The sequence below is a fragment of the Streptomyces sp. NEAU-174 genome, from assembly GCF_052665095.1.
On the sequence record NZ_JBQTCE010000008.1, the window covers coordinates 389659 to 411122 of the forward strand.

Consider the following 21464-nt stretch of genomic DNA (forward strand, 5'->3'; position numbering starts at 1 on the left):
CGCTGTCACCCCTCGGCCCTAAGGTGAATGGCGTGACCCAGGAGAGCAGCCGCGAGAACGCCCCGCAGCCTGCCGACGCCCAGGAGCGGGGCGTGGCATCGGTCCTCAGCGCGCCCACACCTCAGCAGCTCCGCGACGAACTCGCGGAGCTCGTCGTCACCGACCTGCTCGGCCCCACCGGGGACAAGGAGGAGGAGCTCGCGGGCAATCCCGTCGACCACTACATCATCGGCCGCTTGGCGCCCGGAGGTGTGACCTTCGAAGGACGGGTCAGACTGGGCGGGTTGCCCGTCGAGCCCGCCACGCTCGACGAGGCGGCGGTCGCCTCGGTGACGGATGCCGAAGAGGGCGACCCGGATCCCGGCGCGCCCAATGTGCCCAGTCTCCAGCCCTCCTCCCTGGGCCTCACCGCCCGAGTCGACGGCTCGGTCGACGAGTTGCGCGTGCACTGCCGCTGGGCGCGATACGAGCCGGGGCCGTCCAAGGATCCGGAGTACACCGGCGGCCGGGTCTGGCACCGACGGCCGTACGCGGGGACCGTGTCGGTCAAGCTGCTGGAAGGTGGGGTGATCGAGCCGGAGCCCGTCCTGGCGGAGGAGTTCCCCAGGGTGGTGGTCCGCGGCCGAGCCCATCGGCACGCGGGTGACTGGCTTGTCTCCCTCTTCCTCGTCAACGGCCAGGAGGACGGAGAGCGGCAGGGCTCGCGCAACTGGTTGTTCCAGGCCGAACTGTCCGTCAGCGGTCCGCACGGCACCGCCCCCTTCCTCCCCAGGCACCGGCCCGATCGCGCCGGGGGCGACTCCGTGGAGCGTGCCGAGCGGCGGTCCCTGGCGATGACGAACCGCTTCCATCCCGAATTCGCCGTGGGACACGGGACGGGAGTGCAGGCCGCGGCGAACCCCGAGGACCCCTTGCGCGCTGTCCGCATCACCACGGCAGCCGCACCCTCGTACGAGGTCCCGCACACCGATGTCCCGGACCCGTTCAGCCAGCACGACGAGGACCTCACCGAACTGCGGGGTCTGGTCCTCGACATGAAAGGACTCTCGGAGCTGGAGCCCACCGCGTTAGGTGAGGCGCTGCTGCCCCTAGTCGACGGCTACCGGGCTTGGATCGAGCGCACCCGGCGCACCATCGACGACGAAACCGCCCGCCTGGCCGGGTACGAGGCCGAGGCGCTTCGTCACCTGCAACACGCCGGCGAGACCGCCGACCGTATCGAGGCCGGCATCGGACTGCTACTGGCCGAAGGCCCTGCCTTCGACGCCTTCCGGTTCGCCAACCACGCAATGTGGCTACAGCGCGTCCACACCATCGCCAGCGCCGCCCGCCGCCGGGACCCGGAGCTGGGGTTGGACACCGCCGTCCACGACGCGGACAAGCCCGAAAACCGTAGCTGGCGCCCCTTCCAGCTGGCGTTCCTGCTCCTCAATCTGCCCGCTCTCGCCGACCCGGGACACCCCGAGCGTGCCGACGGCAAAGACGCCCTGGCCGACCTTCTCTGGTTCCCCACCGGTGGTGGCAAAACCGAGGCCTATCTCGGCCTCACCGCGTTCACTCTCGCCATCCGACGCCGTATGCCGCACCTGGGCGGACTGGACGCCGAGCCCGGGGTGGCCGTCCTCATGCGCTACACCCTGCGGCTGCTCACCATCCAGCAGTTCCAGCGCGCCGCCGCTCTCATCTGCGCCTGCGAGACCATCCGCCGCGCCGACCCCGGCACATGGGGTGGCACACCCTTCCGTATCGGCCTCTGGGTCGGCGGAAACGTCACCCCGAACACCACCGAGCAGGCGGACACCTGGCTCAAGGACCGCCGCAAGGACAAGGGCCGTGGCCGCCGGGGCCGCACGGGCTCCCCTCATCAGCTCACCAGCTGTCCGTGGTGCGGCACCAAGCTCGATGCCGGACGCGACATCAGGGTTGACACCACTCTGCGCCGCACATTCATCACCTGTCCGGACTTCTACGCCTGCCCCTTCGGGGAAGGCGCGTTCGAGACCGCCGCGGACGAGCGAGGGTTGCCCGTCCTCGTCGTCGACGAGGAGATCTACCGGCTGCCGCCCAGCCTGGTCATCGCCACTGTCGACAAATTCGCCCAGCTTCCCTGGAAAGGGGAGACGCAGACGCTGTTCGGACGCGTCGCCAAGCGCTGCACCCGGCACGGCTATGTCACGGCCGACGCCGTGGACAGCGAATGGGAGCGAGCGAGTCACCCGGCTCACGGCAACCACCCCGCGGCCCGCACCGTGGACGCCCCACGGGTGCGTCCACCGGACCTCATCGTCCAGGACGAGCTCCATCTCATCTCCGGCCCGCTCGGCTCCCTCACGGGCCTGTACGAAGCGGCCGTCGACAGACTCGCCACCTGGGACATCCAGCCCGGACGCGCCGTACGCCCCAAGGTCATCGCGTCCACCGCCACCGTTCGGCGTGCCGAGCGGCAGATCAACGACCTCTTCGGCCGCTCCACCGCGGTCTTCCCACCTCCCGGCCTTGACGCCGACGACAACTTCTTCGCCCGCCGCAGGAGCACGGGCGTCAAACCAGGGCGCCGGTATGTGGGCATCTGTGCTCAGGGTGTGCGGACCAAGTCAGTCGCCATCCGGGTGTACGTGGCGCAGCTCGCCGCCGCCCAATTGCTCCACGAGCGTTACGGGCGCAGCGACCTCACCGATCCGTACATGACGTTGGTCGGCTACTTCAACAGCCTCCGCGATTTGGGAGGCATGCGGCGCCTGGTCGAGGACGACATCTCCACCCGGCTCACCCGAGTCGATCGCCGCGGTCTGGCCACCCGCTTCCTTGCCGAGCCCGCGGAGCTCACCTCCCGTATGTCCTCGGATGCCATCCCGGACATTCTGGAGAAGCTCGAGCTTCGCTTTACTGGAGTGAAAAGGGCCTCTCCTCGTCCCATCGACGTGCTCCTGGCGACCAATATGATCGCGGTGGGCGTGGACGTATCCCGACTCGGCGTCATGGTCGTCAACAACCAGCCCAAGTCCACCGCGGAGTACATCCAGGCCACCAGTCGCGTCGGCCGTCAGGCTCCCGGGCTGGTGTTCACTGTCCTCAATTGGGCCCGCCCCCGCGACCTGTCCCACTATGAGACGTTCGAATCGTTCCACTCGACCATCTACCAGCATGTGGAGGCGCTGTCCGTCACCCCCTTCGCGGACCGAGCCGTAGACCGGGGACTCACTGGCGTACTCGCCGCGCTCGTGCGTGGTCTCAAACAGGAGTACAACGCCAATCGAGGAGCCCAGTTCTTCGACATCCGGGGTGAACTGGCCGACCATGTCGTGCGCTATCTCCAGCGGCGCGCCGAGGACATCACCCGCGATCAGCACGTGGGACGTGACCTGGACAGCCGGCTCAAGCAGCGCTTGGACCATTGGGAGCGCCGCCGCAGGGCTCCTGGCGCCGTACTCGGATACCGGGCCGCCCGGCGCCAGGGCGACGTCACACCGTTGTTGAAGGAGCCCGACGGCGCCCGATGGCAGCTGATGACCTGCCCGACATCCCTGCGCGAGGTGGAGCCGCCCATCCGTCTGTTGTTCGTGGGCGACATCGGCCAGGACCCCGCGTCCGAGCCACCGTTCACGCCCCGACCCCAGTCCGACACCGATGACTCCGCCGACGCCCCTTCGGAGACGCTGTGACCACCCCGGCCAATGGACCGCTGCGCGTGGGCGAGCTCCGTCCCAGCCAGCTTCTGCACACCTATGGCGTCGGTTCCGTCACCGACCTGCCGAACCTTTCCACGCTGGTGCTCGGGCTCGATCACTGGGAGCTCGAACGAGCCAAGCCGCTCGCCGAAGACCGGCTGCTCGCCGCCGTTCGCCGGCGTCTCGGCTCCCAGGTCACTACGCTGCGGACTCCGCCCTACCTACAGGAGACCACCGATCCCTTCGGAGACTGGTCGAGAGTGGGCGTCCCCGTGGCGCTGTTCCCTCGCTGGTTGCGCTGTTCCCGGGAACAGTGCAACCAACTGTCGCCTGCCCTCTCCGGTCTGTTCGAGCTGGAAGAGCACTTCTTCCGGCCAGAGAACACCCGATACGTCCACAACTGCTTCGGCTCGGGGCGCCGCAGGCCCACCGCTGTACCCGCCCGCTTCCTCATCGCCTGTTCCGCGGGACACATGGACGACTTTCCATGGCAGTACTTCGTCCACCGTGGTGCCGATCCCCCGGCCGAGTGCACCCTCACGCTGGTGGAGCGCGGGACGACGGGTGAGGCCGCCAACGTGTTCGTTCAATGCTCTTGCGACAACGTCGCGGCGCGGTCCATGGCCGAGGCCATGGGCAGACGCGGTGAACAGGAACTGCCGGCATGCCGCGGGCACCACCCCCACCTGGGTACCTTCGCAGAATGCGACAAGAAGGTCCGTACCATCGCACTCGGCGCCACAAACAGCTGGTTCGCCTCCCAGCTGAGAGTCTTCAGCCTCCCCCGCGCTGAGGAGCCCCTCGCCCAAGCCGTGCGCGAGCACTGGGGCTCCCTGCAACTCCTTGCGGCCGTCCCTGCCGAGGCGGCCAAGATGCTGCTGCCCACTCAGGCATGCTGGCCGGAACTGGAACCCTATGGCGTAGACGAGGTGTGGAAGGCGGTCACCGAAGAGGCCACCCTCTCAACGGGAACGGTGACAGACGAGGCAGCAGAAGACGAAGACTTCGACCTGGCCACCCCCGAATGGGAGGCGTTCACGGCGCCCAGGCGCCATGAACTGCCCGACTTCACCACCGATCACGAGCCGGTCCCCCATACCGCCTCGAACTGGCTGGACCGAGTCGTCCTGGTTCACCGGCTGCGCGAAGTCTCCGCCCTCACCGGCTTCACCCGCATCGATGCCCCGGAGTGGATGCCGCAGGACGACGACCCAGGCACCCTGGCCGCGCCGCTCACCAGGGAACCGCCGACATGGGTGCCCTGTGCGGAGCTGCGCGGCGAAGGCGTTTTCCTGGCCTTGCGCGAGGAACAGCTTGCCCAGTGGGAGACACGCCCCGATGTGATCACCCGCGAGAGAACCCTGAAGGCAGCCCACCTCAGATGGTGCCTGGCCCGTGGGGTCGAACCGCAATGGCCGGGGATCCGCTATGTCCTGCTGCACACCTTCGCCCACACTCTGATCCGCCAATTCGCCCTTGAGTGCGGATACGGAGCTTCCGGCATTGCGGAACGGATATATGCCCGGGCCGGGAATCGCCCCATGGCGGGCATCCTTCTGTACACAGCAGCTCCCGATAGTGAGGGCACACTGGGCGGCCTGGTTTCCCTCGGTGACCGGGACCGGCTCGGCCCTCTCATCACCCAGGCGCTCGAAGAGGCCCGACTGTGCAGTTCCGACCCCATGTGCGCCGAGCACGACCCTCGCGTACACAGCCGTCTGCACGGAGCCGCCTGCCATGCCTGTCTCTTCGCCGCGGAGACATCCTGCGAGCGGGGTAACCACTACCTTGACCGCGCTCTGCTCGTCGAGACGCTCGCCGGTGACCTCGGCGCCTTCCTGCAATGACGGAGCGCCTGCCTGGGCTCCTCGCCAAGTTGGCCAGGCGGTTGCCAACAGACCGGCTCACCGACTACGCCGCGGCCCTGCGCGCGGCCGAGGGCCCCGAAGACCAGGCTCTCGACCAGTTCGCCGCAGCCAATCCGGCCGCAGGTCTCACACATCACCTGGACGCGATACAGCAGGCGTGGCGGGAGGAAGCACCGGGCCTTCCAGGGACGGCCATAGCTTTGGCCCTGACCACTGCCATGGCGCCTGAAGCCTCCGAAACCGAGCGATCGATCCAATTGGTGGTGAGCGGGCCAGTGAGCCCTGCCATCCCTGTCCGTCTCACCGGAGGCGTCACTGTCGATGTCATACGGTCTGCGCGCGAGTCGCTGCTCATCGCTAGCTTTGCCGCATTCGGCGTCATTGAGCTTATGTCGGAACTGCGCCTGGCCGTAGGACGGGGCATACGCGTAGATCTGGTGCTAGAGGAGTCCACCGCAGCCGCACGGGCCTTTACGACCCTTCAGAACGGCGTCCGGATCTGGCATCGCGTGAACGCCTCAGCTCCTGGTGTCCTCCACGCCAAACTCATCGCCGCCGATCGGCATACAGCCTTGCTGGGCAGCGCCAATCTCACCGATCACGCAATGGGCATGAACATCGAACTGGGTGTCATTCTGAGCGACCCGCTAACGGTCGGTCGAATTGTCGATCACTTCCGCTGGCTCACCTCACCGGAAGCAGGGGTCCTCCGCCTGGTATGGACGACTTGAGGAGCGGAAACCCACAAGCCCCAACCGGTCACCCTTCTCACACGTCTCTCCAGGGGAACACACGACACTGACACCCCCTGGAAGCGCCCCCATGACCTCCACCGCGCAGGCCCCCGGCCCGTCCACCTCACCACCCAGACGCCGGGGGCGCACCACCCGGAGCACCCGCCCCCGGAACGTGGCGGTGGCACTGGCCGCCGGTGCGGCCCTGATCGCCGGGGTCGTGTTCGCGTTACGCGACGACGGCGACGGCGGCGGCAAGGGCGCGGCCCGCGCCACGGCCCCGGCAGCCCTGCCGCCCGACGCCATCTCGGCCACCTCCAGACCTCGCCCCGGCTCCCCCACCACCGCGACCGGCGAGTTCGTCACCGCGAGGTCCTCCGGCGCGGTGATCGGCAAGGGAAGCGACCCGCGGCGGTTCAAGGTCATGGTGGAGAAGGGCACCGGCGTCGACGCGAAGCGGGCCGCGGCCGAGATCTCGGCGATCCTCGCCGACAAGCGCGGCTGGACCAACGACGGCATCCACTCCTTCCAGCTGGTCGCCGACGGCCCCTCCGACTTCGAGGTGAAGATCGCCACCCCGGACACGGTCGACGAGATCTGCGGCGCCGCGGGCCTGGACACCCATGGCGAGGTCAACTGCGACGCCGGCTCCCAGGTCATGGTCAACCTCAAACGCTGGAACACCGGCTCACCGGAGTTCTCCGGCCCCATCAGCGGCTACCGGGCGCTGATCGTCAACCACGAGGTCGGCCACCGCATCGGCCACGGCCACGAGACCTGCCCCGGGAAGGGCAAACGGGCGCCGGTGATGATGCAGCAGATATACGGGCTCAAGGGCTGTGTCGCGAACGAGTGGCCCTACAGCGCGGAGGGCAGGTACATCGGGGGCCCGGCGGTGTCATAAGGCCGGACAGGGCCGAACTGCGACGCACCGCCCCCGGGAGGCACGGTGGTGCGGCGACCGGGCCCACGGTAGGTTCGGCGCGCCGGGACGAGGGGGGATCGGGATGGCCGGAGTGCCGCTGCGGGTGGAGATCTTACGGGCGGGCGAGGAGCATGTGGAGCAGATCGCCCGGCTCGCCGAGTCACGGAGTCTGACCGGCCCGGACGGCACCCAGGGGACGGTGGAGGGGGGCTTCCTGGTCTCGGCGTACACCGAGGCCGACTACCGCGCCCGGCTGGAGACCGCCGAGCACTTCTATGTGGCGGTCAAGGGCGGGCAAGTGCTGGCGTTCCTGCTGGCCTACAGCTCCGACCAGGTCGAGCCGGACGAATGGCTGAACCGCCGGATCAAGACGGCGCTCGGCAGCTTCCTGGTGATCAAGCAGATCTGCGTGGCCCGCGACGCCGCGCGGGCCGGCATCGCCTCGATGCTCTACTACCACGTCATCGACCAGTGGGACTTCAGCCCCGTGATCGCCGCCGTGGTCAACGATCCCCCCAACGACGCGTCCGCCCGCTTCCACCACAAGCTCGGGTTCCAGGAGCTGACCCGGCTGACCCCGCCGGACGGGCTGCCCCGGGTGGTGTGGGTGTGGCGCAAACCGCGTGAGGCGATGCTGCACGCGCAGTACGGGATCGCGGTGGACCTCTACAAGCACGAGGACAACCTCAACTGGCAGAAGCTGAACAACTTCTTCTACATCACCGCGGGCCTCGCGGCCGCCATGGCTTTCTGCCTCGGCAAGGAGGGCGCGGGCGGCGACCTCGGCAAGGGGCTGGCGATGATCATCGCGGTCATCGGCATCGGAGTGTCGCTGGGCTTCTCGCTGATGCTGCGCTTCGGACGCCAGTACCTCCTGGCGCGCAAGGAGGCGGTGATCGAGCTCGAGGAGTACATGGCCTGGCACGGCGGCGAGCGGATAGTGAACCGCCGCACCGACGACCCCGGCGCCGCCTATCTGAAGGTGTCCCCGACCGGCGCGATCATGATGTTGCTGCCGGTGCTGGTCGCGGCCTGCTGGCTCGCGGTGCTCGGGGTGCTGATCGCCGACTGACGTAGCCGGAGGGGTGTCGGCCCCCGGCGGTATGCGTCGGCCCCGTGGTGACGATGTGTCCGATCTGTGACCGACACCTCCCGGCCATCGGACAACCTGTCAAGATCACCGACCGTCCCTTCACTCGGAGCAGCCGGAGACTACGCGCTGCCGAAGTGACAGGGTCACCAAATTGAACAGTCGATGGACATCGCGGGGGGCGCGGACCACCCGCAGGCAGACGCTCGCCGCGCTGGCGGCGCTCACCGCCGGGGGAGCCGTGGGGATCGCCGGGGTCACCGGTATCGCCGGATGCGGGGCCGGACATGCGCGCGGCGCGGCAGCGGAGCCCGCGCGGGCCAGTGAGCCCGGGGCGGCGGAGCCGTTCACCTCGGCGGCGGGCGACAAGCGGGCGCTGCTGTTGCAGATCATGGCGCACCCCGACGACGATCTGTACTTCATGAACCCGGACGCCGAGCAGGTGCTGCGCTCCGGCGTCCCGGTGGTGTGCGTGTACGTCACGGCCGGTGAGGCCCGGGGGATCAACCACCAGGCGGGGACGCCGATCCCGCACGCCGACAAGGCCGCGTACTCCGCCTCCCGCCACCAGGGGCTGCGGCAGGCGTACGCGCAGATGATGGGGCTGAACCAGTTCGCGCCCTGGCAGCGGTCGGTGCTGCGGCTGCCCGGCGGGGTCACGGCGGAGACCAACACCCTCGTGGGCGGCGCCCGCAGCGCCCGGTTGATCTTCCTCAACATCGCGATGCTGTCGGACGGCGGCGCACGGATCCCGGCGCTGTGGAACACCCCGGGCACCGTGATGCGCACCCTCCTGGCCACCGGCTCCCCCGTGGCGCACCCCAGCTCGTACGGCCATCAGACGCTGGTCGACGTGCTCGCCGGGATCATGGACCGCTATCGGCCCACGCTGATCCACACCCTGGACCCGGACCCCGACTTCCAGGTGCACGACGTCCTGCACCCCAAGGACAACGATCAGCCGGGCTGCTCGGACCACCGCGACCACACCCCGGTCGCGCTGTTCACCTGGAAGGCGATCGCCCAGTGGGTGGCCACCGCCACCCAGCGGGACCAGCGCGCCCCGCGCTTCACCACCACCGCGTTCCGCGGCTACTACAACCAGCGCTGGCCGCACAATCTGCCGCCCGCGGTGCTCGCCCAGAAGGCCCGCGCGATCAAGTCCTACGGCGGCGCGCCGGACTGGGACTGCGGCAACGCGGCCGGCTGCGGCGACTACAGCCAGGGCGGGGTGCGCCCGCTGCGGAACCGCAAGGGCTGGATCCGCTCCACCCACTACCGCTACCCCGCCTCGCTGCCCGCGCCCACCACGGACGCCCAGGGGCGGCTCGCGGCGTACGGCGTGCTCGGCGCCCAGGCCGTGCGGTGGCGCGAGACCGGGCCCGGCAGCGGACGGTTCGGGGCGCCGCAGGGGCTCGGCGGCGGACCGCTCGCCCCGGCGCTCGCCGCGGTGCGGGACAGCGCGGGGCGGCAGGTGCTGTTCGCGCTGCGGTTCGCGGCGCTGGCGGGACAGGGCGCGGGCGACCTGCGCGAGATCGTGGTGCTGGAGCAGCGCCGCCCGGACGGCCCGTTCCGCGCCTGGACCGGCCTCGGCACCCCCGAGACCGACCCCGAGCACGGCCGCCGAGTCGGCTGCCCGGCGGCGGTCGCCACCCCGGACGGCCGGGTGCACCTCTTCGTACGGACCGCGGACAAGGGCCTGGCCACCCGGGTACGGGACGCGAAGGGCCACTGGGGTCCCTGGCAGCGGCTCGGCGGCGCCGAGATCCAGGACGGGCTGACCGCGCTGCTGGACGCCGAGGGACAGGTCCATGTCCTCGCCCCCGGCCGCGACACCGTCCACCACTGGGCCCAGGAGTGGGCCGGCGGCCCGGTCGCCCTGCGCCCGCCGTCCGGTCTGCCGCGCCCCGGCGGGGACCAGCTGGGCGCCGCGGTGGCCCCCGACGGCACGCTCGCGCTGATCTACCGCACCCCCACGGCCACCGTGCCCGCCGTCCACGGCGAAACCACCCTCACGGTGCGGCACTTCGAGGGCTACGGGCCGATCGCCGCGCATACCGTGGCCGAACCGTCCGGCCGCCGCGAGGCGAAGACGCTGCTGCTGGTCGGCCGCGACCTGGGCGGGGAGGTCCAGGTCCAGTACGGCACCGGCCCGGACGCCAAACCACTGCGCTCCCCCGGCCACCTGACTCCGGTCGGCGCCCCGGCACTCCTGGCGGACGACGGCCACCAGGGGGTCTGCGTGGTGGGCCTGTCCCCCGACGCCACCCCCTGGATCTGGCGCCCCCGCCCCACCTCGCGGGCGTAGCCCCCGGTCGCCGCCCACGGGGCCCGCCCAGTGGGCGGCCCCGCGCGGCGCCCCCAGAGCGACGTCTTCGGTGGACGTCGTCCAGGCCGCGTACCGGCGCGCCGGGGCATCACCAGGCGCACGTCGTCCGGGGCGCGCCCCCAGCGTGTGTCCCCTCGCCGCGCGGCGCCCCCGGCGGCGCCCCCCGGGCCGCGTTCCGTCCGGATCCCCGAGTCGGCCGCCGGCCCGACTCTCCGTGCGGCCACGGCCTCCTTCGTGCGGCACGGCCGGGGCCCCACCCGGCGTCTTGTGTCTGGGTGGGGCCCCGTCGTGTCCGGCGGTCGCCGGGGGTGCTCAGCGGCGGGCCGCGGCGGGGCGGCGGCCGGATTCCTCCTCGAGTTCCTCTTCGGGCTCCTCGGGCTCCTCATACGCCTCGGCGTCCTCGGGTTCCTCCGGCTCCTCCGGCTCCTCCGGCTCTTCGGCCTCGTCCGGCTCCCCGGCGGCCTCCGGCTCCTCCTCGTACCCCTCGTCGTACTCCTCGGGCTCGGCGCCTTCGGGCTCCTCCTCGTACTCATCCTCAGCCTCGGCCGCCTCATCGGCGTCTCCCCCGGTCTCCTCGCCCTCGCCGGTCTCACCGGTCTCGTCGGCGGCCTGCTCGCGCTCTTCCTCCTCCACGGCCGTCTCGTGGTCCCGCACCACCTCGCCGTCCCGGATCTCGCCGCGCCAGCCGTCCGTGGCCTCGCCGCGCATCATGATGAACTTCCGGTAGAGCTTCAGATCGAGCCGGGCCCGTCGGCCCTGGGCCCGCCAGATGTTGCCGGTCTTCTCGAAGAGCCCCTTGGGGAAGTACTCGAGAACCAGCAGCACCCGGGTGAGGTTGTCCCCGAGCGGGTGAAAGGTGACGACGCCCTTGACGGTGCCCTTCGCACCCTCCGTGGTCCAGCTGATCCGCTCGTCGGCCACCTGCTCGGTGACGTTGGCCTTCCAGCTGCGCGTGGACTTGGCGACCTTCACCTTCCAGTTGCTGCTGGTGTCGTCGGCCTTCTCGACGCTGACGACCCCCTTGGCGAAGGTGCTGAACTCCTGGAACTGGGTCCACTGGTTGTACGCCTCGCGGACCGGCACCCCCACGTCGATGTCCTCGACGACCGTCACGCTCTTGGACTTGCCGCCCCCGCTCTTGCCCTTGCCGCCCTTTGCACCCTTGCCGAAGACCCCTTTGACCTTCTCCTTCAGCGAGTCCTTGAGCGAGTCCTTCAGCTGGGACGTACCGGCCTTCATCAGGGCCTGCCCCGGAGACTTGCCCTCGGAGAGGGACTGCGCCCCCTTGGCGAGGCCCGAGCCGAGGCCGGAGATCGCATGGGCCGCACGTGCCTGGACATAGTCGCGCAGCTCGTCCTTCAGACGGTCGGTGGCCGGGTTCTTGACGATGTCGTCCTTGAGCTTGCCGAGCGTGTCAGCCATTGCGGCCCCCCGCGGTCCTGGCGGTCTTCTTCGCGGCGGCCTTCTTCGCCGTGGTCTTCTTGGCCGCGGACTTCTTCGCCGTACCGGACCCGGACGCGGCGGTCTTCTTCGCCGGGCTCTTCTTCGCCGGGCGAGCCGGGGCCTTGGCCGCCGCCTTGCGCGGCGGCCTCGACGGCTTCGGCTTCCGCTTCGGCTCGGGTTCCGCCTCACCCTCCGGCCCCTCGGCGGGCTCCTCGTCCCCGCCTTCGTCCCCGCCCTCGCCTTCGCCTTCGCCGCGCAGCAGCGCCGTGCGCTCGTGCAGCGAGTCGGCGAGGCCGCTCACCCGGCCGGAGACTGCCTTGGTCGCGGCCTGCCGGGTGGCGTCGACCAGCTCCTTGCGCACCTCCGAGTTGAGGCCGCTCAGCAGCGGCGCCTCGGCGAGGGACTTCTTCAGCTGCTGCGGATCCAGCGTGATCTTCTTACCGGCCAGCAACATGCCCAGCCCGACGGCGAGTTTCGCCTTCTTGGTACGCCCGAGGAGGTAGCCCCCCACGACCGCGACCGCGATCTTGCCATTTGTCATCATCTATTCGCTCCCGAAGTCGAACGCGGCTTCGATGTGGACGGCCGGGTACCCACATACGAAAGAGCCCCACCCGCAAGAAGCGGATGGGGCTCTTTGCTCCGGGGAGCGTCAGGTCACTTGTTGATCTTGGTGACCTGGCCGGCGCCGACGGTCCGGCCACCCTCACGGATGGCGAACTTCAGGCCCTCCTCCATGGCGACCGGCTGGATCAGCTGGACGGACATCTCGGTGTTGTCGCCCGGCATGACCATCTCGGTGCCCTCGGGGAGGGTCACAACGCCCGTCACGTCCGTGGTACGGAAGTAGAACTGCGGACGGTAGTTGTTGAAGAACGGCGTGTGGCGGCCACCCTCGTCCTTGGACAGGATGTACGCCTGGGCCTCGAACTCGGTGTGCGGAGTGACCGAGCCCGGCTTGATGATGACCTGGCCGCGCTCGACGTCCTCGCGCTTGATGCCGCGGAGCAGCAGACCGACGTTCTCACCGGCCTGGCCCTCGTCGAGCAGCTTGCGGAACATCTCGATACCGGTGACGGTGGTCGAGGTCTTCTCCTGCTTGATGCCGATGATGTCGACGTTCTCGTTGACCTTCAGCACACCGCGCTCGATACGGCCGGTGACGACCGTACCGCGACCGGTGATGGTGAAGACGTCCTCGATCGGCATCAGGAACGGCTTGTCGACGTCGCGCTCCGGCTGCGGGATCGACTCGTCGACGGCCTTCATCAGGTCGAGGACGGACTTGCCCCACTCGGCGTCGCCCTCGAGCGCCTTGAGCGCCGAGACCTTGACGACCGGGACGTCGTCGCCCGGGAACTCGTACTCGGAGAGCAGCTCACGGACCTCGAGCTCGACGAGCTCCAGGATCTCCTCGTCGTCCACCATGTCGGCCTTGTTCAGGGCGACAACGATGTACGGCACGCCGACCTGGCGGGCCAGGAGCACGTGCTCCTTGGTCTGCGGCATCGGGCCGTCGGTGGCGGCGACCACGAGGATGGCGCCGTCCATCTGCGCCGCACCGGTGATCATGTTCTTGATGTAGTCCGCGTGACCGGGGCAGTCAACATGCGCGTAGTGACGCGACTCGGTCTGGTACTCGACGTGCGCGATGGAGATGGTAATACCGCGCTGGCGCTCCTCAGGAGCCTTGTCGATCTGGTCGAAGGCCGAGGCCTCGTTCAGGTCCGGGTACGCGTCGTGCAGCACCTTGGTGATCGCAGCGGTAAGCGTGGTCTTACCGTGGTCGATGTGACCGATGGTGCCGATGTTGACGTGCGGCTTAGTCCGCTCGAACTTCGCCTTCGCCACTGGGGTCCTCCTGTGGAGTGGTTCTGTACGCATCCACGCTTTGCGGATGGGTTCAGGTGGTCTTACCGAACCGGCCAGGACCCCGAGGGGGATGCCCTTCGCCGTATTCGTATGGGGGCCGGCGGCCGGGGCCCGTCATGAAACGCGGTGAACGCGCTCCACAACGGATTGCCCCGATGCCTTGTGCTTCCAGCCTAAAGGGTGAGAAATGCGGATGAACCCGCCTTACTCGCCCTTGGCCTTCGCGATGATCTCCTCGGCGACGTTCCGCGGAACCTCGGCGTAGGAGTCGAACTGCATGGAGTAGCTGGCGCGGCCGGACGTCTTGCTGCGCAGGTCGCCCACGTAGCCGAACATCTCCGACAGCGGAACCAGGCCGGTGACCAGCTTGGCGCCGCTCCGGTCCTCCATGGACTGGATCTGCCCGCGACGGGAGTTGATGTCGCCGATCACGTCACCCATGTAGTCCTCGGGCGTGGTGACCTCGACCTTCATCATCGGCTCGAGCAGGGCCGGGCTGGCCTTGCGGGCGGCCTCCTTGAAGGCCATCGAACCGGCGATCTTGAACGCCATCTCGGACGAGTCGACCTCGTGGTAGCCACCGTCGAGCAGGGTGACCTTCACACCGGTCAACGGGTAGCCCGCGAGCACGCCGAACTCCATGGCCTCCTGGCAGCCCGCGTCCACCGACGGGATGTACTCCCGCGGGATGCGGCCACCGGTGACCTTGTTCTCGAACTCGTAGCCATCGCCCTCGAGCGGCTCCAGCGCGATCTGCACCTTCGCGAACTGGCCGGAACCACCAGTCTGCTTCTTGTGCGTGTAGTCGTACCGCTCGACCGGCTTGCGCAGCGTCTCGCGGTAGGCCACCTGCGGCTTACCGACGTTGGCCTCGACCTTGAACTCCCGGCGCATGCGGTCGACCAGCACATCGAGGTGCAGCTCGCCCATGCCGGAGATGATCGTCTGGCCGGTCTCCTCATCGGTCTTGACGCGGAAGGACGGGTCCTCCTCGGCAAGCCGCTGGATCGCGACGGCCAGCTTCTCCTGGTCACCCTTGGACTTCGGCTCGATGGCCACCTCGATGACCGGGGCCGGGAAGTCCATCGACTCCAGGATCACCGGGTTCGCCGCGTCGGAGAGGGTCTCACCGGTGGTGGTCTGCTTCAGACCCATGACGGCGACGATGTCGCCGGCACCCACCGAGTCGATCTCCTCACGCTTGTTCGCGTGCATCCGGTAGATCTTGCCGATGCGCTCCTTCTTGCCCTTCACGGAGTTCAGCACCTGGGTGCCGGCGTCCATGCGGCCGGAGTACACACGGATGAAGGTGAGCTTGCCGAGGTGCGGGTCGCTCGCGATCTTGAACGCCAGGGCCGACAGCGGCTCTTCCTCGGAAGGACGACGCTTGATGACCTCGTCGGGGTCCTTGACCGAGTGGCCCTCGATCGCCTCGATGTCGATCGGCGACGGCAGGTACCGGACGACCGCGTCGAGCAGGGGCTGCACGCCCTTGTTCTTGAACGCGGTGCCGCAGAACACGGGGGTGACGGTGGTGCCGCCGCCCTTGCCGGAGGCGATGGTGATACGGCGGATCGCCGCGTACAGCTGCTCCTCGGTGGGCTCCTCGCCCTCGAGGTACAGCTCCATCATCTCTTCGTCGTTCTCGGCGACGCCCTCGAGCAGCTTGCCGCGCCACTCGTCGGCGGCCTCGGTGTGGGTGTCCGGGATGTCGACGGTGTCGTACATCTCGCCCTTGGTCGCCTCGGCGGACCAGACCAGCGCCTTCATCTGGACGAGGTCGACCACGCCCTTGAAGTCGGCCTCGGTGCCGATCGGCAGCTGCATGACCAGCGGCACCGCGCCGAGGCGGTCCGTGATCATGTCGACGCAGCGGTGGAACTCCGCACCGGTGCGGTCGAGCTTGTTGACGAAGCAGATACGCGGAACGCCGTAGCGGTCCGCCTGACGCCATACGGTCTCGGACTGCGGCTCGACGCCGGCCACGCCGTCGAACACCGTCACGGCACCGTCGAGCACGCGCAGGCTGCGCTCCACCTCAACGGTGAAGTCGACGTGCCCAGGGGTGTCGATGATGTTGATCGTGTGGTCGACGTTCTCGAGCGGCCAGTGACAGGTCGTCGCGGCGGACGTGATGGTGATGCCGCGCTCCTGCTCCTGCTCCATCCAGTCCATGGTGGCGGCGCCATCGTGGACTTCACCGATCTTGTAGCTCACGCCGGTGTAGAAGAGGATCCGCTCGGTGGTGGTCGTCTTGCCCGCGTCGATGTGGGCCATGATCCCAATATTGCGGACCTTGGCCAGGTCAAGTGAAGTGGTGGCCATATGGCTCAGTCTTCTCTCGGTTCTCGATGGGGTAGCGACTACCAGCGGTAGTGCGCGAAGGCCTTGTTGGACTCGGCCATCTTGTGGGTGTCCTCGCGACGCTTGACGGAGGCGCCCAGACCATTGCTGGCGTCCAGCAGCTCGTTCATCAGGCGCTCGGTCATGGTCTTCTCACGACGGGCACGGGAGTAGCCCACCAGCCAGCGCAGCGCAAGGGTGGAGGAGCGACCGGGGCGGACCTCGACCGGCACCTGGTAGGTGGCGCCACCGACACGGCGGGAGCGGACCTCGAGGGTCGGCTTGACGTTCTCCAGCGCGCGCTTGAGGGTGATGACCGGGTCGTTGCCGGACTTCTCGCGCAGGCCCTCCATGGCGCCGTAGACAATGCGCTCGGCAGTGGAGCGCTTGCCGTTCAGCAGGACCTTGTTGATGAGGGACGTCACCAGAGGAGAGTTGTAGACCGGGTCGATGATGACCGGGCGCTTCGGGGCGGGACCCTTACGAGGCATTCTTACTTCTCCTTCTTGGCGCCGTAGCGGCTGCGAGCCTGCTTGCGGTTCTTGACGCCCTGCGTGTCGAGGGAGCCGCGGATGATCTTGTAACGAACACCCGGCAGGTCCTTCACACGACCGCCACGCACGAGCACGATGGAGTGCTCCTGCAAGTTGTGCCCCTCACCGGGGACATAGGCGGTGACCTCGATCCCACTGCTCAGCCGGACACGCGCGACCTTGCGGAGCGCCGAGTTCGGCTTCTTCGGCGTCGTGGTGAACACGCGGGTGCATGTACCACGGCGCTGCGGCGACCCCGCGAGGGCGGGGGTCTTGTTCTTCTCGACCTTGTCCTGGCGGCCCTTGCGGACCAGCTGCTGGATCGTAGGCACCGTTTCTCCGGTTTCTGTGTGCCAGTCTCGGTAAAGCTAACCTGGAGTTTCTCCGACCCACGCGGTCGGGTGTGTCGCGCACCGCAGCCCTCTGCGAAAGTCAGAGAGTGCAGATTGTTGGTGTCGACACCTCGGGCCCCCGAGCGGTCTGGAAGCGCGCACAGGAGCCCAGGGACACCCCAGGCACAAGGTCAGAGCGTACCTATAGCATCGGCTCCGGTCAAAACAAATGCACACGCGCTGGACACACCAACCCGGAGCATAGCCGCAGGGCGGCCACCCCCGCCATGGGGTGACCGCCCTGTGAACGTATACCAGCCGTCCGCGGACCTACTGGTTGTACGGACCGTAGTCGTAGTCCTCCAGCGGAACCGCCTGGCCGGAGCCCGTGCCGAAGGGCGAGTAGTCGATGTCGTCGTAGCCGACGGCCGAGTACATCGCGGCCTTCGCCTCCTCGGTCGGCTCGACCCGGATGTTGCGGTAGCGGGACAGGCCCGTACCGGCCGGGATGAGCTTACCGATGATCACGTTCTCCTTGAGGCCGATCAGGGAGTCCGACTTGGCGTTGATCGCCGCGTCGGTGAGCACCCGGGTCGTCTCCTGGAAGGACGCCGCCGACAGCCAGGACTCGGTCGCCAGCGAGGCCTTGGTGATACCCATCAGCTGCGGACGGCCGGAGGCCGGGTGGCCGCCTTCCTGGACCACACGACGGTTCTCACCCTCGAAGCGCGAGCGCTCCACGAGCTCGCCCGGCAGCAGCTCCGCGTCGCCGGACTCGATGATCGTCACACGGCGCAGCATCTGCCGGATGATGATCTCGATGTGCTTGTCGTGGATCGACACACCCTGCGAGTTGTAGACCTTCTGGACCTCGCCCACCAGGTGCACCTGGACGGCGCGCTGGCCGAGGATGCGCAGCACGTCGTGCGGGTTGACGGCACCCACGGTCAGCGGCTGACCGACCTCGACGTGGTCGCCCTCGCCCACCAGCAGACGGGACCGCTTGGAGACGCCGTACGCCGTCTCGTCGGAACCGTCGTCCGGGGTGACGACGAGCTTCTTGGTCTTCTCGGTCTCCTCGATCCGGACGCGGCCTGCCGCCTCCGAGATCGGGGCGACGCCCTTGGGCGTACGGGCCTCGAAGAGCTCGACGACACGCGGCAGACCCTGGGTGATGTCGTCACCGGCCACACCACCGGTGTGGAAGGTACGCATCGTCAGCTGGGTGCCGGGCTCACCGATGGACTGGGCGGCGATGATGCCGACCGCCTCGCCGATGTCCACCAGCTTGCCGGTCGCCAGCGAGCGGCCGTAGCACATGGCGCAGGTGCCGACGGCGGACTCGCAGGTGAGCACCGAGCGGGTCTTGACCGTCTCCACGTTGTGGCGGACCAGCTCGTCGATGAGCACATCGCCCAGGTCGGTGCCGGCCGGGGCCAGGACCTTCCCGTCCACGACGATGTCCTCGGCGAGGCAGCGCGCGTACACGCTGGTCTCGACGTCCTCCGTCTTGCGGAGCACGCCGTCCGCGCCCTTGGTCGCGATCGCCAGCTTGAGGCCGCGGTCGGTGCCGCAGTCCTCCTCGCGGATGATCACGTCCTGCGAGACGTCCACCAGACGACGGGTCAGGTAACCCGAGTCGGCGGTACGCAGGGCGGTGTCGGCGAGACCCTTACGGGCACCGTGGGTGGAGATGAAGTACTCCAGCACGGAGAGACCCTCACGGAACGACGCCTTGATGGGCCGCGGGATGGTCTCGTTCTTCGCGTTGGACACCAGACCACGCATACCGGCGATCTGACGCATCTGCATCATGTTTCCGCGCGCGCCCGAGTTGACCATCATGAAGATCGGGTTGGTCTTCGGGAAGTTCGCGTTCATCGCCTCGGCGACCTCGTTGGTCGCCTTGGTCCAGATCGCGATCAGCTCCTGGGTGCGCTCGTCCTTGGTGATCAGACCGCGCTCGTACTGCTTCTGGACCTTCTCGTCCTGCGCCTCGTAGCCCTCGATGATGGCCTTCTTGGCCTCGGGCACGACCACGTCGGAGATGGCGACGGTGACACCGGAGCGGGTGGCCCAGTGGAAACCGGCCGCCTTCAGGTTGTCCAGCGTCGCCGCGACGATGACCTTGGGGTAGCGCTCGGCGAGGTCGTTGACGATCTCGGAGAGCTGCTTCTTGCCCACCGAGTAGTCGACGAACGGGTAGTCCTCGGGCAGCAGCTCGTTGAAGAGCGCGCGGCCCAGCGTGGTGCGCAGCCGGAAGCTGTCACCGGGCTGCCAGGCGGGCTCGCCCTCCTCCGGCACCGGCGGGGTCCAGCCACGCGGCGGGACGGTGCCGATCGGGAAGCGGATGTCGATCTTCGCCTGGAGCGAGAGCTCCCGGGCGTCGAACGCCATGATCGCCTCGGCGGTCGAGCCGAAGGAACGGCCCTCACCGACGACCTCGCGCTCCTCCTCATCGGTGGTGAGGAAGAACAGGCCCAGCACCATGTCCTGGGTCGGCATGGTCACCGGACGGCCGTCGGCCGGCTTGAGGATGTTGTTCGAGGACAGCATCAGGATGCGGGCCTCGGCCTGCGCCTCCGCGGACAGCGGCAGGTGCACGGCCATCTGGTCACCGTCGAAGTCCGCGTTGAACGCGGTGCACACGAGCGGGTGAATCTGAATGGCCTTGCCCTCGACCAGCTGCGGCTCGAACGCCTGGATACCGAGGCGGTGCAGGGTGGGCGCACGGTTCAGCAGCACCGGGTGCTCGGCGATGACCTCTTCGAGCACGTCGTACACGACCGTGCGGCCGCGCTCGACCATGCGCTTGGCCGACTTGATGTTCTGCGCGTGGTTCAGGTCCACCAGGCGCTTCATCACGAACGGCTTGAAGAGCTCCAGCGCCATGGCCTTGGGCAGACCGCACTGGTGCAGCTTGAGCTGCGGGCCGACGACGATGACCGAACGGGCCGAGTAGTCGACGCGCTTACCGAGCAGGTTCTGACGGAACCGGCCCTGCTTGCCCTTCAGCATGTCGCTGAGGGACTTCAGCGGACGGTTACCGGGGCCGGTGACCGGGCGGCCACGGCGGCCGTTGTCGAAGAGGGCGTCAACAGCCTCCTGAAGCATGCGCTTCTCGTTGTTGACGATGATCTCGGGGGCACCGAGGTCCAGGAGCCTCTTCAGCCGGTTGTTCCGGTTGATCACACGGCGGTACAGGTCGTTCAGGTCGGAGGTCGCGAAGCGGCCACCGTCCAGCTGCACCATCGGACGCAGGTCCGGCGGGATCACCGGGATGCAGTCCAGCACCATGCCGTTGGGGCTGTTCCGGGTCTGGAGGAACGCGGAGACGACCTTCAGGCGCTTGAGCGCACGGGTCTTCTTCTGGCCCTTGCCGGTCCGGATGATCTCGCGGAGCTTCTCGGCCTCCTCGTCGAGGTCGAAGGACTCCAGGCGCTTCTGGAGCGCCGCGGCGCCCATGCCGCCCATGAAGTACGTGCCGAAGCGGTCACGCAGCTCGCGGTAGAGCAGCTCATCGCCCTCCAGGTCCTGGACCTTGAGGTTCTTGAAGCGGTTCCACACCTCGTCGAGACGGTCGATCTCGCGCTGGGCGCGGTCGCGCAGCTGCTTCATCTCGCGCTCGGCGCCCTCGCGCACCTTGCGGCGCACATCGGCCTTGGCGCCCTCGGCCTCGAGCTCGGCGAGGTCCGCCTCCAGCTTCTTGGCGCGGGCCTCGAGGTCCGCGTCGCGGCGCTGCTCGATCTGCTGGCGCTCGACGGAGACATGAGCCTCCAGCGAGGGCAGATCGCGCGTGCGGCGCTCCTCGTCCACCCACGTGATCATATAGGCGGCGAAGTAGATGACCTTCTCGAGGTCCTTCGGGGCGAGGTCGAGCAGGTAGCCCAGACGGCTGGGCACGCCCTTGAAGTACCAGATGTGGGTGACGGGAGCGGCCAGCTCGATGTGGCCCATCCGCTCACGGCGCACCTTGGCGCGGGTGACCTCGACACCGCAGCGCTCACAGATGATGCCCTTGAAGCGGACGCGCTTGTACTTCCCGCAGTAGCACTCCCAGTCCCGGGTCGGACCGAAGATCTTCTCGCAGAAGAGTCCGTCCTTTTCGGGCTTGAGGGTGCGGTAGTTGATGGTTTCCGGCTTCTTGACCTCACCGTGGGACCACTGACGGATGTCATCAGCGGTGGCGAGGCCGATCCGCAGCTCGTCGAAGAAGTTGACGTCGAGCACTTGTCGTCAATCCCTCTTTCAGGGTCGTGTCTTCGGGTCTGACTGGGGGTCCGGGGAGAGGCCGGGGCGCTCAGTGGCGAGTGCCCCGGCCAGACCC

At 68.4% G+C, this 21464-nt stretch carries 13 protein-coding genes; 6 read left to right on the forward strand and 7 right to left on the reverse strand.

The window, feature by feature from the left end:
* Positions 1-32: 32 nt before the first annotated feature.
* From drmA to ACT2CW_RS25075, 6 genes are all read left to right on the forward strand, one after another.
* On the forward strand, positions 33-3662 hold the full coding sequence (gene drmA, locus ACT2CW_RS25050; RefSeq protein WP_445518336.1) for a DISARM system helicase DrmA: 3630 nt from the start codon (positions 33-35) through the stop codon (positions 3660-3662).
* Positions 3659-5515 carry a DrmB family protein gene (gene drmB / locus ACT2CW_RS25055; RefSeq protein ID WP_445518337.1) on the forward strand — a complete coding sequence of 619 codons (1857 nt, stop codon included), beginning with the start codon at positions 3659-3661 and terminating at the stop codon, positions 5513-5515. Before drmA ends, drmB begins: the two co-directional genes overlap by 4 nt.
* On the forward strand, positions 5512-6267 hold the full coding sequence (drmC, locus tag ACT2CW_RS25060; RefSeq protein ID WP_445518338.1) for a DISARM system phospholipase D-like protein DrmC: 756 nt from the start codon (positions 5512-5514) through the stop codon (positions 6265-6267). Before drmB ends, drmC begins: the two co-directional genes overlap by 4 nt.
* Positions 6268-6358: 91 nt before the next feature.
* Positions 6359-7174, forward strand: a complete 816-nt coding sequence (locus ACT2CW_RS25065; protein WP_445518339.1) for a DUF3152 domain-containing protein — start codon at positions 6359-6361, stop codon at positions 7172-7174.
* 103 nt (positions 7175-7277) lie between these two features.
* Positions 7278-8267, forward strand: coding sequence for a GNAT family N-acetyltransferase (locus ACT2CW_RS25070; RefSeq protein WP_445518340.1), 990 nt, complete (start codon positions 7278-7280; stop codon positions 8265-8267).
* Positions 8268-8439: 172 nt separating this feature from the next.
* Positions 8440-10593 carry a PIG-L family deacetylase gene (locus ACT2CW_RS25075; protein ID WP_445518341.1) on the forward strand — a complete coding sequence of 718 codons (2154 nt, stop codon included), beginning with the start codon at positions 8440-8442 and terminating at the stop codon, positions 10591-10593.
* A gap of 333 nt (positions 10594-10926) precedes the next feature.
* Here ACT2CW_RS25075 and ACT2CW_RS25080 read toward each other — a convergent pair whose 3' ends face one another.
* From ACT2CW_RS25080 to ACT2CW_RS25110, 7 genes are all read right to left on the reverse strand, one after another.
* Positions 10927-12036 (reverse strand): SRPBCC family protein, encoded by a 1110-nt coding sequence (locus tag ACT2CW_RS25080; protein ID WP_445518342.1) that lies wholly within the window; start codon positions 12034-12036, stop codon positions 10927-10929.
* A complete protein-coding gene (locus ACT2CW_RS25085) occupies positions 12029-12601 on the reverse strand; it encodes a hypothetical protein (RefSeq protein WP_445518343.1) in 573 nt (190 codons plus the stop codon). The genes ACT2CW_RS25080 and ACT2CW_RS25085 overlap by 8 nt, the downstream gene beginning before the upstream one ends.
* A 113-nt stretch (positions 12602-12714) precedes the next feature.
* Positions 12715-13908, reverse strand: coding sequence for an elongation factor Tu (tuf, locus tag ACT2CW_RS25090; protein WP_037952879.1), 1194 nt, complete (start codon positions 13906-13908; stop codon positions 12715-12717).
* A 225-nt stretch (positions 13909-14133) separates the two neighbouring features.
* Positions 14134-16254 carry an elongation factor G gene (fusA, locus tag ACT2CW_RS25095; RefSeq protein WP_037952877.1) on the reverse strand — a complete coding sequence of 707 codons (2121 nt, stop codon included), beginning with the start codon at positions 16252-16254 and terminating at the stop codon, positions 14134-14136.
* A 38-nt stretch (positions 16255-16292) separates the two neighbouring features.
* Positions 16293-16763 carry a 30S ribosomal protein S7 gene (rpsG, locus tag ACT2CW_RS25100; protein ID WP_014178748.1) on the reverse strand — a complete coding sequence of 157 codons (471 nt, stop codon included), beginning with the start codon at positions 16761-16763 and terminating at the stop codon, positions 16293-16295.
* A 2-nt stretch (positions 16764-16765) separates the two neighbouring features.
* The gene (rpsL, locus tag ACT2CW_RS25105; RefSeq protein WP_014054153.1) at positions 16766-17137 is read right to left on the reverse strand and encodes a 30S ribosomal protein S12; all 372 of its coding nucleotides are present in this window, start codon (positions 17135-17137) and stop codon (positions 16766-16768) included.
* Positions 17138-17467: 330 nt separating this feature from the next.
* Positions 17468-21367, reverse strand: coding sequence for a DNA-directed RNA polymerase subunit beta' (locus ACT2CW_RS25110; protein WP_138914413.1), 3900 nt, complete (start codon positions 21365-21367; stop codon positions 17468-17470).
* Positions 21368-21464 lie beyond the last annotated feature (97 nt).